This is a genomic window from Gordonia sp. 135 (assembly GCF_009720185.1).
GTDB classification, from domain to species: Bacteria; Actinomycetota; Actinomycetes; order Mycobacteriales; family Mycobacteriaceae; genus Gordonia; species Gordonia alkanivorans.
The window spans coordinates 1066656-1082512 of record NZ_CP046257.1 but is presented as its reverse complement, the minus strand read 5'-3'; the positions used below and the strand labels follow the sequence as shown (position 1 = coordinate 1082512).

15 protein-coding genes and 3 tRNA genes are annotated in these 15857 nt (G+C 68.7%); 8 read left to right on the top strand and 10 right to left on the bottom strand.

Annotated elements, in window-relative coordinates; translation table 11 throughout:
• Positions 1-189 precede the first annotated feature (189 nt).
• The 5 genes from GKZ92_RS04950 to GKZ92_RS04930 form a co-directional block, all read right to left on the bottom strand.
• A complete protein-coding gene (locus GKZ92_RS04950; RefSeq protein ID WP_035753278.1) occupies positions 190-1287 on the bottom strand; it encodes a fused (3R)-hydroxyacyl-ACP dehydratase subunits HadA/HadB in 1098 nt (365 codons plus the stop codon).
• A 238-nt stretch (positions 1288-1525) separates the two neighbouring features.
• Positions 1526-1693 carry a 50S ribosomal protein L33 gene (rpmG, locus tag GKZ92_RS04945; protein ID WP_003929651.1) on the bottom strand — a complete coding sequence of 56 codons (168 nt, stop codon included), beginning with the start codon at positions 1691-1693 and terminating at the stop codon, positions 1526-1528.
• A 93-nt stretch (positions 1694-1786) separates the two neighbouring features.
• Positions 1787-1860 (bottom strand) — tRNA-Met (locus GKZ92_RS04940).
• 21 nt (positions 1861-1881) lie between these two features.
• A tRNA-Thr gene (locus GKZ92_RS04935) sits at positions 1882-1954 on the bottom strand.
• 118 nt (positions 1955-2072) lie between these two features.
• Positions 2073-2153: transfer RNA gene (locus GKZ92_RS04930), tRNA-Tyr, on the bottom strand.
• A 249-nt stretch (positions 2154-2402) separates the two neighbouring features.
• Here GKZ92_RS04930 and GKZ92_RS04925 point away from each other — a divergent pair.
• Both GKZ92_RS04925 and htpX read left to right on the top strand, forming a co-directional pair.
• Positions 2403-2894, top strand: coding sequence for a YajQ family cyclic di-GMP-binding protein (locus GKZ92_RS04925; protein ID WP_006358209.1), 492 nt, complete (start codon positions 2403-2405; stop codon positions 2892-2894).
• 200 nt (positions 2895-3094) lie between these two features.
• On the top strand, positions 3095-3952 hold the full coding sequence (htpX, locus tag GKZ92_RS04920; RefSeq protein ID WP_035753280.1) for a zinc metalloprotease HtpX: 858 nt from the start codon (positions 3095-3097) through the stop codon (positions 3950-3952).
• 49 nt (positions 3953-4001) lie between these two features.
• Here htpX and GKZ92_RS04915 read toward each other — a convergent pair whose 3' ends face one another.
• Positions 4002-5018 (bottom strand): polyprenyl synthetase family protein, encoded by a 1017-nt coding sequence (locus tag GKZ92_RS04915; protein WP_006358207.1) that lies wholly within the window; start codon positions 5016-5018, stop codon positions 4002-4004.
• A gap of 119 nt (positions 5019-5137) precedes the next feature.
• Here GKZ92_RS04915 and GKZ92_RS04910 point away from each other — a divergent pair, with 119 nt between their 5' ends.
• Together GKZ92_RS04910 and GKZ92_RS04905 are read left to right on the top strand one after the other, a co-directional pair.
• The gene (locus GKZ92_RS04910; protein WP_035753282.1) at positions 5138-6409 is read left to right on the top strand and encodes a geranylgeranyl reductase family protein; all 1272 of its coding nucleotides are present in this window, start codon (positions 5138-5140) and stop codon (positions 6407-6409) included.
• Positions 6410-6627: 218 nt separating this feature from the next.
• The gene (locus tag GKZ92_RS04905) at positions 6628-7635 is read left to right on the top strand and encodes an oxygenase MpaB family protein (protein WP_006358205.1); all 1008 of its coding nucleotides are present in this window, start codon (positions 6628-6630) and stop codon (positions 7633-7635) included.
• A 33-nt stretch (positions 7636-7668) separates the two neighbouring features.
• Here the strand turns inward: GKZ92_RS04905 and GKZ92_RS04900 are convergent, their stop codons facing one another.
• Positions 7669-8376, bottom strand: coding sequence for a demethylmenaquinone methyltransferase (locus tag GKZ92_RS04900; protein WP_005199624.1), 708 nt, complete (start codon positions 8374-8376; stop codon positions 7669-7671).
• Positions 8377-8443: 67 nt separating this feature from the next.
• Complete coding sequence (locus GKZ92_RS04895) at positions 8444-9598, bottom strand: glycosyltransferase family 4 protein (RefSeq protein WP_040004055.1); 1155 nt, start codon at positions 9596-9598, stop codon at positions 8444-8446.
• Between the two features lie 108 nt (positions 9599-9706).
• Here GKZ92_RS04895 and GKZ92_RS04890 point away from each other — a divergent pair, with 108 nt between their 5' ends.
• A complete protein-coding gene (locus tag GKZ92_RS04890; RefSeq protein WP_035753286.1) occupies positions 9707-10324 on the top strand; it encodes a Type 1 glutamine amidotransferase-like domain-containing protein in 618 nt (205 codons plus the stop codon).
• On the opposite strand, the gene GKZ92_RS04885 is transcribed toward GKZ92_RS04890, so the two are convergent.
• Together GKZ92_RS04885 and menD are read right to left on the bottom strand one after the other, a co-directional pair.
• Positions 10311-10829: a hypothetical protein gene (locus tag GKZ92_RS04885; protein WP_006358202.1), complete on the bottom strand. Its 519-nt coding sequence runs from the start codon at positions 10827-10829 to the stop codon at positions 10311-10313. The two genes, GKZ92_RS04890 and GKZ92_RS04885, sit on opposite strands and share 14 nt — an antisense overlap.
• Before the next feature lie 53 nt (positions 10830-10882).
• Positions 10883-12571 carry a 2-succinyl-5-enolpyruvyl-6-hydroxy-3-cyclohexene-1-carboxylic-acid synthase gene (gene menD / locus GKZ92_RS04880; RefSeq protein WP_035753289.1) on the bottom strand — a complete coding sequence of 563 codons (1689 nt, stop codon included), beginning with the start codon at positions 12569-12571 and terminating at the stop codon, positions 10883-10885.
• Positions 12572-12633: 62 nt separating this feature from the next.
• Here menD and GKZ92_RS04875 point away from each other — a divergent pair, with 62 nt between their 5' ends.
• From GKZ92_RS04875 to GKZ92_RS04865, 3 genes are all read left to right on the top strand, one after another.
• Entirely contained in the window at positions 12634-13251 is a 618-nt protein-coding gene (locus GKZ92_RS04875; RefSeq protein WP_035753291.1) for a class I SAM-dependent methyltransferase, read from the top strand.
• A 63-nt stretch (positions 13252-13314) separates the two neighbouring features.
• Entirely contained in the window at positions 13315-14391 is a 1077-nt protein-coding gene (locus GKZ92_RS04870) for an AbrB family transcriptional regulator (protein WP_006358199.1), read from the top strand.
• 48 nt (positions 14392-14439) lie between these two features.
• A complete protein-coding gene (locus GKZ92_RS04865) occupies positions 14440-15747 on the top strand; it encodes a saccharopine dehydrogenase family protein (protein ID WP_006358198.1) in 1308 nt (435 codons plus the stop codon).
• The last annotated feature ends 110 nt before the right edge of the window (positions 15748-15857 follow it).

The window sequence follows — 15857 nt, the reverse complement described above, 5'->3', positions numbered from 1 at the left end:
GACGGGTCCAGAGCTTCATCGACGCGATGCCTGAGTACATGGCCGCGACCGTAGCAAGACCGAGCTGACCGGTCCAGCGGATTGCCTGGCACCACCACCGCACCGCACGATCTGCCGAAACGATGTACGCATCGACGGCGGCGACCCCGACGGGGCGCCGCCGTCGTGGCGTGTTGCGTGCGGAGGGCGTCAGTTGAACTGGACGACCACGGTGGCGCGGCCGAAGATCCGGCGGTCGCCCTGCTTCGCGGTGATCGCGATGGTGCCGCGTCGGGTCTCCGGGTCGAGCGACTTGACCTTGCCGGTGAAGTCGACGGCGGCGCTGTCGTCGGCCGGGACGTACACGGGGCTGGTGAAGCGGACGCTGTACTCACAGAAAGCGGCCGGGTCGCCGATGAACTCCGATACGAAGCTCGCGCCGAGGCCCATCGTCTGCATGCCGTGGGCGACCACGTCGTCCATCCCGGCCGCGCTGATCACGTGATCGGAGAAGTGGATCGGGTTCGGGTCGCCGGCGACACCGGCGTAGTTCGACAGGTTGCCGCGCGTGAGGAAGTACCGCTTCGGCGTCAGTTCCTGCCCGACGGTCAGGGTGTCGAAGTTCACCGCGGCGTACGCGCCGGGAGTCTGGGTCGGGTCGGGCAGGTCGTAGCGACCGGCCTTGGCCTCGACGGTGTGCCCGGGATCGCCGATGGCGTCGATCTTCATCATCACGTGATCGAGGGAGGCCTCGAGCTCGGGATCGACGTCCATGCCGGGACGTGCGGCGAGCGAGGTCCAGGTGGTCATCACCGGCTCGTCGTGCTGATTCCAGATGACGTTCTTGGTGACCATCAGGTCGATCATCTCGGGACTGCTGACGTGGCGGAACGACTCGAGGGAGACGTCGCAGATCAGGCGGTCCCCGACCTTCATCGGCTGGTGGTAGACGAGGCGCTGGTCGGTCTGCATGATCTGCCACATGTCGTAGCCGGTGATCACGTCCTCGAACAGCTTGCGCTGGGCGATGATGCCGAGCACGGAGACGTAGGTGGGAGCGGCGATGAGGGTCTCGTGACCGAACTCGCGGGCGCCCTTCTCACTCCAGTGGGTGGGATGCGCGTCCTGCACGGCCATCGCGTGCTTGCGGACCTCTTCGCGGCCGATCTCGTAGTAGTCGTCGACGGTGTAGTGGAAGCCGACAAGCGACTGGGTGTGCGCGGCGATCTCCTCGGGGGTGAGCTTGACGCCGCCGTTCCTCGACTCGGCGATCCGCTCCTGGAGGTCTGTTCCACTCGCGTCTGACATTGACTACTGCTCCCTTCGCATGACCGACCGGGAGGGGCCCGGACCGGACTACGTGGGCCGAAAGTCGACGACCCACCCGCGCCGCGCTGCGCGTGTTGTCTCGATTGAATTTATTCAGTTGTGCGAAGCACACTGCGCCCAGGCGACCCCTTGGCCCGGCAACAAGCAAAACGAGCTGCCTCTTCGCAGAGGCAGCCCGTGTGCTGGTTCTTGTACCGAAATCGCCGACTGACGTCGTTTAGCGCGATTCCTTGTGCGCCTGATGCTTGCCGCAGTTCGGGCAGAACTTTTTGATCTCGAGGCGATCGGGATCGTTGCGGCGGTTCTTCTTGGTGATGTAGTTACGGTGCTTGCACACCTCGCATGCCAAGGTGATCTTGGGGCGAACATCTGTTGAGGAGGCCACTTGATTGCCTTCTTTCGAGTGGTACGTGGTCGGGTTCGGCAGTTCCCTCAGGGCTTGCGACCCTTGCGCTCGGTTCCGGTCGGACCCGATGTGTAGCGGTGGAGGGACTCGATCCCTCGACCTCACGATTATGAGTCGTGCGCTCTAACCAGCTGAGCTACACCGCCCCGCGGACTTGTCGTCCAGCGAGCCCCCTGACGGAATCGAACCGTCGACCTTTTCCTTACCATGGAAACGCTCTGCCGACTGAGCTAAGGGGGCGTGCCCCGGGCATTTCTGCTCGAGAGCCTTAACGAGGTTACACACTCATGTCCGTGCTAGACAAATCGCTGGTCAGAGACCATCTGTCAGGCAGTTTTCATGGATGTTCACCACGTCGTGGCAGGTATAGGATTCGAACCTATGTAGCTTGCGCGACGGATTTACAATCCGCTCCCTTTGGCCGCTCGGGCAACCTGCCGTGCTGCTCCCACGGCCGCCGTGACGGTCGTTCGAACAACGCGGTGAAGAATACAACGAACCATACGTCCGCACGCAAACCGGCTGGTCAGCGCCTCAGTTTTGGCAGCTCCCGGCCGACCCGACGCGAGCGCTGCCGGTCGGGCGTCGTCCCCTCTGCCGGTCGAGCCGCGTACCTGTGCCGGTTGGGCTACGTCGAAACCCCGCCACGCACCCAGTCCACCCGAGGCGATGACATAACCTGTCGGACATGGCTGATTCATCGTTCGACGTGGTGAGCAAGGTCGACCGCCAGGAGGTCGACAACGCCCTCAACCAGGCTGCCAAGGAGCTGTCACAGCGCTACGACTTCCGCGGCACCAACACCGGTATCGAGTGGTCCGGCGAGGAGACGATCGTGATCACCTCCGACGCCGAGGAGCGCGCGCAGGCCGGTCTCGAGGTGTTCAAGGAGAAGCTGATCCGCCGCGACATCTCGCTGAAGGCGTTCGACGCCGGCGACATCGTCGGTTCCGGCAAGACCTTCAAGATCAGCGGCAAGCTGGTCCAGGGCATCGACTCCGAGCACGCGAAGAAGATCTCCAAGAAGATCCGCGACGAGGGCCCCAAGGGCGTCAAGGCACAGATCCAGGGCGACGAGCTGCGCGTCTCGAGCAAGAAGCGCGACGACCTGCAGGCCGTCATCGCCCTGCTCAAGGGCGAGGACTTCGGGATCGCCCTGCAGTTCGTCAACTACCGCTGACATTCACGCCGACATCCCCGCCCGCGATCCCCTGGCGGGCGGGGATATCGCTCGTCGACCCCACCGAGCATGACGCCCGGCGGCCGCAGATGTGTGCAAGATCGCACCGCGGGCCGTCGGAAACCCAAACGGACACTGCGTCGTTTGAATGAACGAGGCGCCTTCATCCTGGTTCGGCGCACGACAGACGAGGACCCCCGATGCATTTCAACGGATTGAAGACCGCAGCCCTACTGGGTGTGATGTCGGCGATCATCGTCGGAATCGGTGCCCTGTTCCAGAGCCCGCTGATCCTCTGGGGCTCGGTGATCGTCGCCGTGGGCATGAACGCCTACGTGTACTTCAACAGCGCCAAGATGTCCCTGAAGGCGATGCACGCCCAGCCCGTCACCGAGCTGCAGGCGCCCGTCATCTACCGGATCGTGCGCGAACTGGCCACGGCCGCCCACCAGCCGATGCCGGCGCTCTACATCTCCCCCACCGAGTCGCCCAACGCCTTCGCGACGGGCCGCAACCCGAAGAGCGCTGCCGTGTGCTGCACGACGGGCATCCTGCAGCTGCTCGACGAGCGGGAACTGCGCGCGGTACTCGGTCACGAGCTGTCCCACGTCTACAACCGCGACATCCTGATCAGTTCCATCGCCGGTGCGATGGCCGCGGTGATCAGCGGTCTGGCGAACTTCGCGATGTTCATGGGCGCCTTCGGCGGCCGCGACAACGGCCCCAACCCGCTCGCGATGATCCTCATCGCGTTCCTGGGACCCATCTCGGCCACGCTGGTGAAGATGGCGGTGTCGCGGTCACGTGAGTTCCAGGCCGACGAGTCGGGCGCCGAGCTGACCGGTGACCCGCTGGCACTCGCCTCCGCCCTGGCGAAGATCTCCGGCGGCGTCCAGGCCGCGCCGTTGCCACCGCAGCCCGACATCGCCGCGCAGTCGCACATGATGATCGAGAGCCCGTTTCGCGCCGGCGATCGCATGGCGAAGATGTTCTCCACCCACCCGCCGACCGCCGAACGCATCCGACGTCTTCAGGAGATGGCCCGCAACGGCCGCTAACCCTGCTGGTTGAGCAGGCGACGAGCGCAGCGAGGAGGCGTGTCGAAACCTACCCGACGCGGTCGATGGTGTAGTCCACCAACGACGAGAGCGCCTTGTGTGCCGGGGTCTCCGGCAACTCGGCGAGCATCGCGTGGGCCTCGTCGGCGAAGCTCTGCAGCTTCGCGCGTGCCGCGGCCATGCCGGCCGACGATTCGAGCAATCGAAGAGCCTCGGCGACCTCGGCGTCGTCGGTGAGCGGCCGTGAACCGCCGTCGGGACCGACGAGGAGTTCACGCAACCGCGCCGACGTCGCGTCGTCTCCGGTGAGCGCGTAGAGCACGGGCAGGGTGTGGACACCCTCGCGCAGGTCGGTACCCGGGGTCTTGCCCGAGTCGACCGACACCGAGCTGATGTCGATGATGTCGTCGGACACCTGGAAGGCGACGCCGACGATGTCGCCGATCTTGGAGAGTCGTTCGATGTCGTCGGTGGTCGCGCCGGAGGCCATCGCGCCGAAGCGTGCGGCGGCCGCGATCAGCGAACCGGTCTTCTCCCACACCACCTGCAGGTAATGGTCGATGGGGTCCGCGCCGGGCTTCACGCCGACGGTCTCCCGCATCTGGCCGGTGACGAGTTCGGCGAAGGTCTCGGCGATGATGCGCACCGCCTCGGGACCCAGCGTCGACACCAGTCGCGAGGCGCGCGCGAACAGGAAGTCGCCGGAGAGGATCGCGATCGAGTTCGTCCAGCGGGCGTTGGCGCTCGGGGCGCCGCGACGCATCGAGGCCTCGTCCATCACGTCGTCGTGGTAGAGCGTCGCGAGGTGGATCATCTCCACGACGGTGGCCGAGGTGATCACGTCCTCCGAGTCGGGACGCGGCCCGAACTGCGAGGCGAGGATTGCGAACATCGGCCGGAACCGCTTGCCGCCGGCCTTGGCCAGGTGCGTCGCCGCTTCGGTCATGACCTCGTCTCCGGATGAGAGCTCACCCAGGAGCAGGTCCTCGACCTTCTGCAACGAGGAGCGCACCGTTTCGGCGAACTCATCCGATACCAGGTCCAACCCGGCGAATATGGACTTCACAGCTACGCCGCCCCATCTCGTCTGATCCGGCTAATGTGTGTCGGCGGAGGCCCGAGTGTCCTCGTAACCCCACCTGCCTGCCGAGCCTATCCGGTCCGGGGTACGGACATACTGTTCGGGTGAGCCCTGAGAAATCGACGCCCCGGGATGTCTCCTTCCCCGATCACGCCGACGTGTTGGTGGTCGGCGCGGGACCGGGCGGATCGGCGGCGGCAGCACATGCCGCGGCGGCCGGTCGTGACGTCGTCCTGGTCGACGCCGCGGTGTTCCCGCGCGACAAGACGTGCGGCGACGGACTCACCCCGCGCGCGATCGCCGAACTCGACGCACTCGGCCTGGGTTCGCTGGTGGCCGACCGGCCCCGCATCGACGGCCTACTCCTCAACGGGTGGGGTGCGCGGCAGCAGGTCCGCTGGCCATCGGGCCGCTTCCCCGCGTACGGCAGCGCGGTCGCACGGACCGAGTTCGACGATGCGATCCGGGCGCACGCGGTGTCGTCTGGTGTCGCCATGGTCCAGGGCGCCAAGGCCGTCGACGTGACGATGGACGGCGACCGGGTCGGCGCGGTGACATTCTTCGCGGGCGGCACCACCCATACCGTGCGGGTGACCGACCTGATCGTCGCCGACGGGGTGCGGTCGGGACTCGGCAAAGCCCTTGGGCGCGAATGGCATCGAGACACCGCCTACGGTGTCGCGGCTCGAGCGTACGCACCGTCGGGCCGGGCCGATTCCCACTGGATGGGTTCACATCTCGAGCTTCGCGGCCCCGACGGCGACCTCCTCCCCGGCTACGGCTGGGTGTTTCCGCTGGGCAGCGAGGGCGGGGGTCTGGTCAACGTCGGCGTGGGGGCACTGGCCACGTCGAAACGCCCGGCGCACATGGCCCTTCGGCCGATCCTCGAGCACTACGCGACGATGGTCCGCGACGAGTGGGCTCTCGACGGACCGCCGGTCCGCATCGCGTCGGCACTGTTGCCGATGGGCGGTGCGGTGACCGGCGTCGCGGGCCGCAACTGGGTACTCATCGGCGACGCCGCCGCTTGCGTCAACCCGCTCAACGGCGAGGGCATCGACTACGCGATGGAGACCGCCCGGCTCGCCGTCGAACTCCTCGGCGCCGACGACTACACCGACCGCTGGCGCGACATCCTCGTCGGCCACTACGGGCTCGCGTTCTCCGCCGCCCGACGCCTCGCCGGACTCCTCACGATGCCGCAGACCGTGCCCACGCTCGGCCGTCCCGGCATCCGCTCCCCGCAACTGATGTCGCTGGTCGTCCGTGTCATGGGCAATCTGATCACCGACGAGGACACCGACCTCGTGGCCCGCGCCTGGCGGACCGTGGGCCGCGTCTCCAACCGGATCGATCCGCGGCCGCCGTTCGCCTGAGGGCCCGAACTCCCGCGTGCGGGTTTCCCTCCCGCGGTGTCGTTTCCTTCCCGCGTGCGCTGTCCGGCAAGCGGGAAGGAATTGGTCCCGCGGGAAAATCTGCGACGTCTCACCACCCCCGGTACCTAATGAGACGTTGAGGCGGTACTGTTCCAACAGTGTGGCGCCGACCACACCGTGCAACAATCGAGACCACCCGCCGACCCTGGAGATGGAACATGTCCACCGCATCCACTCTCGCCACCCGCGCCAAGCACGCCGTCCAGAACCGGGTGGCGCAGCGCTATCACCTGCGTGGCGACATCGATCGCATGGACGCCGACCACGACCCCACGGCCGTCGCCCGGGCGCTGGCCACCCAGGAGTTCCCCTGGGGCATCACCCAGGCGCTGAGCTTCGCACTGTTCCGCACGTACGCGGTGCCGTCCATCGGTGACCTGCTGTACAAGACGAGCCAGTTCACCGAGTCGACGCAGAAGCGCTACGACGACACGGTGCTCCTGCTCGACGCCCCGATCGAGCACGGCGTCGACAGCCCCCTCGGCCGCGCCGGCATCCGCCGCATCAACCAGATGCACGGCATGTACGACATCCCCAACGGCGACTTCCTCTACGTGCTCTCGACTTTCGTGGTGTGCCCGGTCGAGTGGGTCAACGCCTACGAGTGGCGCAAGCTCACCAACCACGAGGTCCGCGGCCTCACGAACTACTACCGCCGCGTCGGGCAGCTCATGGGCATCAAGGACATCCCGGAAACCTACGAGGGTTTCAAGCAGTTCTACGAGGACTACGAGACGGCCAACTTCGCCTTCAGCGCCGACGCCCTGGCGGTCGCGGACTCGACGCTGGACCTGCTGGGCACCTTCATGCCCTACAAGCTGCTCCCCCGCGCGGTGGTGCGCCGGATGTCGTTCGCGCTCATGGACGATCGCCTGCTCACCGCGTTCAAGTACCCGAAGCCGACCCTCGTCGAACGCATCCTGGTACGCGGCGGCCTGAAGGCCCGTGGCCTCGCGATCCGGCTGTTCTTCCCGCCGCGGGCCGAGCCGCTGTTCGGCCGCCAGACCAAGCAGATCCGCAGCTACCCCAACGGTTACCGCCTCGAGGAGCTCGGCACCTTCGGCGCGGGCTGCCCGGCACCGAAGGGCGAGAAGGCCGGCGCCGCAGGCTGCCCGGTTCCGCACGAACTCCTCACCGAGGATGCGCAGCAGGCCGCCGGTTCCTGACCACCCCCTCGCCGCCGCAGTCGGCGAGGAGTCTCAGGCGCGGGCGGAGTGAATCGCGGCGATGCCGCCGGTCATGTTCTGCCAGCGCACCTGGTCGAAACCGGCTTCGCGGATGAGGTCGCCGAGGGCGAACTGGTCGGGCCAGGCCCGGATCGATTCCGCGAGATAGACATACGCGGCCGGACTGCTGGACACCTTCGTCGCGACCGCGGGGAGAGCCTTCATCAGGTACTCCATGTACACGGTCCGGAACGGCTTGAGCGTCGGCGTGGAGAATTCGCAGATCACCAGTCGCCCACCGGGTTTCAGGACCCGGCGTAGCTCGGCGAGGGCCTTGGGGACGTCGTTGACGTTGCGCAGGCCGAAGGAGATGGTGGCCGCGTCGAAGGAGTTGTCGGCGAACGGCAGCGACAACGCGTCGGCCGCGACCTTGGGTACGTTGCGGTGTGCGCCGGCCTTCAGCATGCCGAGCGAGAAGTCGGCGGCGACGCAATGCGCACCCGACGAGGCGAGTTCGACGGTCGACACCGCGGTTCCCGCGGCGAGGTCGAGGACGATGTCGCCCGGGCGCAGATCGAGCGCCTTGCGGGTCTTCTTGCGCCACCCGCGATCCTGTCCGAAGGACAGCACCGTGTTGGTGATGTCGTAGCGGCGGGCGACGCCGTCGAACATGGCCGCGACCTCGGCCGGATCCTTCTCCAGACTTGCTCGCTGAGGTGGGTTCGCGCCCGTCGATGCCATGGGAGTCACGCTACCGCGCGCCGACGGTGTGACGACCGCGAGGTGGGCCCGGCGATTCTGGTCGCGCTCAGGCGGGTCGGTCGAACTCGGCCGCGACCCCGGCACCCGTCACCGACCGGTAGTGGCCGACGAGTTCGGCACACACCGCAGGCCACGTGCGTGTTCGCACCGCCTGTACCGCCGCCCGGCCGAATGCGGCACGCACCGCGTCGTCGTGCAGCGAGTCGACGATCGCGGGCAGGGCGTCCTCGAAGCGCGCGACCTCGAGCAGGTAGCCGGTGCGGAACGGCGTCACCAGGTCGCGTGGCCCACCGGCGTCGGGCGCGACGACCGGCAGGCCGCTGGCCATCGCCTCCTGGATCGTCTGACAGAACGTCTCGTGTTCGCCGGCGTGCACGAAGACATCGAAGGAGGCGTAGGCGCGCGCCAGCGCCTCTCCCCGGAGTTCGCCGGTGAACACCGCGTCCGGCAGCAGCCGTTCGAGTCGGGCACGTTCGGGACCGTCGCCGACGACCACCAGCCGCACCCGCGGACTCCCCGACAGGCCGGCCAGACGCTCGACCTGCTTCTCCGGCGCGAGCCGCCCGACGAACCCGCACACCAGCGCGTCCTCGCGGCCACGCAGCCAGCCGGTCCGCAGCGCTTCGTCCCGCCGGTCGGGCGAGAACAGGTCGAGGTCGACGCCCCGGCCCCACCTCCGCAACCGCGGCACCCCGCGTGCGGTCAGAGCGTTCATCGTCTCGGTCGACGGGACCAGGGTCAGATCGCACATCTCGTGCAGCTTCCGGGTATACCGCCAGGCCGCCTTCTCCACCGCACCCAGCCGGTAGGCCGAGGCGAACCCGGCGACGTCGGTCTGGAAGACCGCGACCGTCGGCACCCCCAGCGCCCGGGCTGCCGCCGCCCCGGCAGCCCCCACCACGAAGGGTGAGGCCAGGTGCACGACGTCGGGCGCGAAGTCGCGCAGCACCCGATACAGCACCGGCATCGGCACCCCGACCGGCAGGGACGTCACCCGCGGAACCCGCACGGCCGGCACCAGATGCACAGGGGTGCGCCGGCCGACGGTCCGCGGTGCCGACGCACATCCCCGCGGCGTGTCCGGGGCGACGACGACCACCTCGTGGCCGGTGGACTCCAGATGTTCGACGACCCGCAGAACGGAATTGACGACCCCGTTCATCTGCGGCAGGAAGCTCTCGGCGACGATCGCAACACGCATACCCCGACCCTGCGCGTCGGATCTGTCCGGCAGCGGCGAAGCGCGTGACTCGATGCGCAACGCCTGGTGAATTCCCGACGACCCGCGCCGCCGGTGCACAGTGGATGTGTGCCCGACATGGACCTACTGCTGCTGAGCCGCTGGCTCACCCCGGTGCGCGACTTCCTCGTGCCCCGGGTCGGCGCCGGTGCCCGCATCGGCTTCATCCCGACCGCGTCGTCGATCTACCCCGACCAGGCCTGGCTCGACCTCGATCGCGGCAGCCTCCGCGATCAGGGTTTCGAGGTCGTCGACGTCGATCCGGAACTCGTCTCGGCGGCCACGTTCACCCGAGCACTCGGCGAGATCGACGCGGTGTTCGTGTCCGGCGGCAACGTCTTCCATCTTCTCGGCGCGCTCCGCCACGCGGGTGCCGACCGCGCCCTCGTCGACGCGGTCCGGCGCGGACTGCCCTACATCGGCGTCAGTGCCGGGGCGTGCGTCACCGGCCCCGACATCGCGCCGCTCGCGCTACTCGACGACCCGGCCGAGGCAGCGCCCCTGACCTCGACCACCGGCCTCGAACTCATCGATGTCACGGTTGTCCCGCATGCGGAGGGAACCGTCGGCGGACGCGGCCGGATCGATCGGACGCGGCAGGAGTTCGCCGACCATCGGCTGCATTTCCTGCGCGACGACGAAGCACTCGTGATCTCCGGAGGGACCACGACGGTCATCGCGGGCTGAGGGACTCCTCGTCGGCGCCGGCAGAATCGGCGCCGGAAGAATCAGCGTCGGAAGGTTCGGTGTCACCGGCGGTCTCCGCGGTCCGGCGGTTCCGGCGCCGGCTGAACTCCGCGACCCCGACCATCAGCAGGCCGACGACCACCCAGCCGACGACGGCGACGGACAGGCCCGGGATGATCGAGAGCATGGCGGTGCGTCCGGTCGGGCGCGCGAGATCCGGATTATAGGCGGCGTATTCGATGCTGATCCGCTGGCCCTCGCTGAGTTCGGTGGGATAGAGCAGACCGAAGCGCGGACTGTGGAACGAGCCGTCGGGCGTCTGGAAGTCGACTGCGGCGTGCAGCGCGTCCACCGAGACCACCTCGGCCATCACGGTGGCCTTGCTGGCCTCGATCGCGGAGTCGTTCTTGAAGCAGCCGGCGACGAGCGAGAACGCCATCGCGGTGATGGTGATCCCGACGACCAGCAGCCCGAGCTGCACGCGTCGCTGGATCACCGGATTCATGCCGTTCAGGGTAACCGGCCGCCGCGGCGGGTACGGGACCGCCGTCGCGCAGTCTAGACCGCCGACGCCTTCAGACGGGCCGCGATCGCCGCGTGCACCGACCGCAGCCGGTCCCGATCCGTGGCGACCTCGATCACCTCGATGCCGCCGGCCGTCGGGCTCTCGGCGAGGACGCTGCGCAGTTCGTCGACGCCGACGCGCCGGTGCGGGATGTGGAAGCCGGCGCACATCGACGCGATGTCGGTGCGGTGCGGGGTTCCGAAGACGCGCTCGTAGGCGCCGGCGTACTGCCCGGCGTTGTAGCGCGGGTCGCCCTGTTCGAGCAGGCCGAAGATCCCGCCGCCGTCGTCGTTCGCCACGACGATCCGCAGCGAGTCGGGCCGCGGCTCCCCGGGCCCGATGACCAGGCCGGTGGCGTCGTGGATGAACGTCAGGTCCCCCATCAGCGCGATCGTGCGAGCGCCCGGACGTTCGTGGTCGAGGGCCAGTGCGGCGCCGATCGCCGTCGAATTGGTCCCGTCGATGCCGGCGACGCCACGGTTGGACAGGACGCGCACACCCTCGGCGACCCGTCCGGCGAGCGCGATGTCGCGGATCGGGTTCGACGCCCCGACGACGAGTTGGTCACCCGGTGCCATCGCGGCGCTGACCGCGCGGGCGACGTGCAGCCCGGTGGTCGGACCGGGTTCGTCGAGCTCGGCCTCCACCGCACCGGCCACGCGTTCCTGCACGGCGCCGCACTCCTTGATCCAGTCCTCGCGCGGTTCGCCGACCACCTCGATGCGGGTGCCGGTCGCGAAGACGTTGCCCGAGACGTCGGGCCAGCGCGGGCCGGTGGTCAGCGCGTAGACCCGGACCTCGGGGTCGGCGAGCAGCCGCGAGACCCCGCGATGGAGCGTCGGACGGCCGCAGATGATCGCCTGCTTGGGTCGCACAGTGTCCAGTGCGAGCGGGTGCAGCGGCGTTGCCGGATGCGGCGCGGTCGGTTCGGCGACCGTCGGCACGTCGGCGAGCGCGGGATGCTCACCGGAGCCGTGACCGGACACCACGACCGTGTCCAGCGACAGGTCGATGGGCAGCGGGACGTCGAGTTTGCCGACCGGCGCCTGCGTCCACGGCAGGCCGCCGGGACGTCCGGCGAAGGAGCCCAGGTCGTCGTCTCCGACCTCGTCCGGATCGGGCACGAGGGGTTCCCGCAGCGGGATGTCGAACTGAACCGGACCGGCGTTGCCGGTGCGTGCACCGCGCGCGGCGGCGAGCACACGACCGACGGCCGACCGCCACTGGCTGTTGGTGTCGAGGTCACGCTCGGCGAGGCCGAGGCTGATCGCGGCACGCACCTGGGTGCCGAAGAGACCGAACTGTTCGACGGTCTGGTTGGCGCCCGATCCGAGCAGCTCATAGGGCCGGTTGGCGCTGATCACGACCAGCGGGACGCGGGCGTAGTTGGCCTCGAAGACCGCCGGACCCATATTAGCCACGGCCGTGCCGCTGGTCATGACGATCGGCACCGGTTCCTTCGACGACACCGCGAGACCCAACGCCAGATAGCCCGCCGACCGCTCGTCGATGCGGACGTGCAGCCGCAGCCGGCCCGTCGCGTCGGCGGCGTGTAGGGCGAAGGCCAGCGGCGCGTTCCGGGACCCCGGGCACAGCACGGCTTCCCGCACACCACCCCGGATCATCTCGTCGACGATGACCCGCGCCTGCAGCGTCGAGGGATTCGGAACCGGTCGATTCATTCCTCAAGCGTAGGGACTCGAACTCCCGGCGATGCGCCGGGGAGCGGCGTTACGCTGGTCACGTGGGTTTCTATGGTGACCGCATCGTTCCGCATCTGGTCGAGATGACCTGCGGCATGTCCGCGCTGACGCCGCTGCGGCAACGCGCCTGCGCTCCGCTGAGAGGTCGGACGCTCGAGGTCGGTTTCGGCTCGGGCCTCAACGTCGGCGTCTACCCCGACACGATCACCGAGGTCGCCGCGGTCGAACCCTCCGACGTCGGCTGGTCGATGGCCGCCGACCGCGTCGCGGGATCGAGCGTGCCGATCGAGCGCTCCGGCCTCGACGGTCAGAAGCTCCCCTTCGACGACGAATCCTTCGACGCCGCGCTGTCGACCTTCACCCTGTGCACCATCCCCGACCTCGGCGCGGCCCTCGCCGAGATCCGGCGCGTACTCCGACCGGGCGGCACCCTGGCCTTCCTCGAACACGGCCTCGCCCCCGACGAGAAGGTGCGCACGTGGCAGCGTCGGCTCGAGCCGATCCAGAAACGCGTCGCCGGCGGCTGCCATCTCACCCGCGACGTCCGTGCCGAACTGACCGCGGCCGGCTTCGCGCTCGGCACCGTCGACTCCTTCTATCAACCGGGTGTCCCGAAACCCCATGGGGCACTGAGCCTGGGCACCGCTCAGCCCGCCTGATCCCGGCCCGCCAACCTCGACCTCGCACGGCCGACGTCGAGGTGCTGCCCTACTGTGGGCACAATGCGTCGCTGGACACTGCTGGCCCTCCTGACCGCGGCCGCGACGCTGATCCTCGAGTTCTTCGACGTCGACGCGGCGGCCCTGTTCGCCGGTCTCGTCGTCGCCGGCCTACTCGCCATCGCCGGTCGTGCACCCCGGCAACGCAATTCCGACGACGACCCCGACGCCCCGATCGTGCCGCGCTGGGCGTTCGTCTCGTCCCAGGGTGTGCTCGGCGTGTACATCGGGACGATGGCCGAGCCGGAAACCCTGAGCGGACTGGGCTCGACGTGGTTCCCGGTGCTGGTGATCGGTGTCGCGACCCTGGCGATCTCGGTCATCTGCGGCGCACTCCTGGGTCTGCACCGGGACGTCGACCCGCTCACCGGTTCGCTCGCACTGGTGGCCGGCGGAGCCTCCGGGCTGGTCGCCCTCACCCGTGAGTTCGGCGGCGACGAACGGATGGTCGCGGTCATCCAGTACCTGCGCGTCGCGCTCGTCACCGTCACGATCCCGCTCGTCGCCTCCCTCGTCTTCGGGGCCGGCGAGGGCGCGGTCGAGGTCGTCCCGGCGTCGTGGACCGACCAGGCGTGGGGGCTGTTGCTGCTCGTCGTGTGCCTGGGAGTCGGTATCCCGGTGGGTCGACTGCTGCGACTCCCGGCCGCCGGGTTGCTCGGCCCGCTCGCACTGTCGACGGCCGCCGAGCTCGCCGGCATCGCCGGCGACGCCGCAGTGTCCCCGATCCTCCTCACCGTCGCCTATGCGCTGATCGGCTGGCAGGCCGGGCTCGGCTTCACCATGGAGCGGCTGCGCGCGATCGGGCGTGTCCTGCCGTATGCGCTCGTCCTGATCCTGGCCATCGGTGTCGGGTGCGCGCTGCTCGGTGTCGCGCTGTCGGCGTGGACCGGGGAGTCGATGTTCGACTGCTACCTCGCGACCACCCCGGGCGGCATCTATGCCGTCCTGGCGGCGGCGACCGGGGCCGGCGGCAACGTGGCCTTCGTCGTCGCGGCGCAGATCCTGCGGGTCCTCCTCATGCTGTTCGTGGCGCCGTTCGCCGCGCGTGCCGCCTCCCGGCGTGGTGGTCGGGGAAAGTAACTGACTCCCTGGTCACATGTGACCGGCGTCCCACGTAAGGTCGGAAGGATGAGCGGGGAATCCAACACCGAGACAAACAGCAACGAGAACCAGTCCGCAGCCGGCTCGCACGGCCGCGAGTTCGACGTCGTCGTCTACGGCGCCACCGGCTTCGTCGGCGAGATCACCGCGCGGTACCTCGCCGACCACGCCCCGATCGGCACCAAGGTGGCGCTCGCCGGCCGCAACGAGTCCAAGCTGACCAAGGTCCGCGACCGCCTGCCGCTCCGCGCCCGGGACTGGCCGCTGATCGTGGCCGACTCCAACTCGCCGGCCGCGCTCGACGCGATGGTCGCCCGCACGCAGGTCGTCTGCACGACGGTCGGCCCCTACCTCAAGTACGGCGAGGCGCTCGTCGTCGCGGCGGCGACCGCCGGGACCGACTACGTCGATCTCACGGGCGAGGTCCCCTTCGTCCGCTACTCCATCGACAAGGCACACGACACCGCAGTCGCCTCGGGTGCGCGCATCGTGCACTCCTGCGGCTTCGACTCCGTCCCGTCCGACATCACCACCTATGCGCTCTACAAGAAGGTCACCGAAGACGGGGCAGGCGAGATGACCGACACCACGCTCGTGGTGAAGTCGATGCGCGGCGGCCTGTCCGGCGGCACCATCGACTCGATGCGGGTCATCGCCGACGAGGCCAAGAACTCTCAGGCCCGGCGCCTGATGCTCAACCCGCAGGCCCTCTCGGGCGGCCCCGGTGAGGTCCCCCGGGTCAGCCTGTCCGACGAGCCGAGCGACCTGTCGATCATCAACGCCAAGAAGGTCGACCCGTCGCTGCGCGGCACGCTCGCCCCGTTCTTCATGGCGGCACACAACACCCGGATCGTGCGGCGGTCGAATGCGCTGCTGGACAACGCCTACGGCTCGAACTTCCACTATGCGGAGACGATGAACGTGGGCGGGGTCCCGGCCGTGTCGACCCTGGCCGCCGGCGCGGTGGCCGTGGGCACCGGCGCCTTCATGGGTGCCATGAGCTTCGGCCCCACCCGCCGCCTCCTCGACCGCGTTCTCCCGAAGCCCGGCGACGGCCCCAGCGAGAAGTCCCGCAACAGTGGATATTTCGTGGTGGAGACGTTCACCCGGACGTCCACCGGCCGTCGCTACCGCTCACAGATGCGCGCCCAGGGCGACCCCGGATACAAGGCAACCGCCGTGATGCTCGCCGAGAGTGCTCTGGCGCTCGCGCTCGACCGTGACCGCCTGCCGGCTCGCACCGGTGTCCTGACGACCGCGGCGGCGATGGGCGATGCCCTCATCGATCGCCTCCGCGACGCCGGATTCACCATCGACGCAACCGAACTCGGCTGAGCAAGGTCGGCGGACACCGCCGGGAAATCGTCTGGCACTCTCCACCCGAGAGTGCTAGACGAGTGCGGAATCCGGTGCTATCTTCGATGTCAGTACAGCGTTGAGCTGCT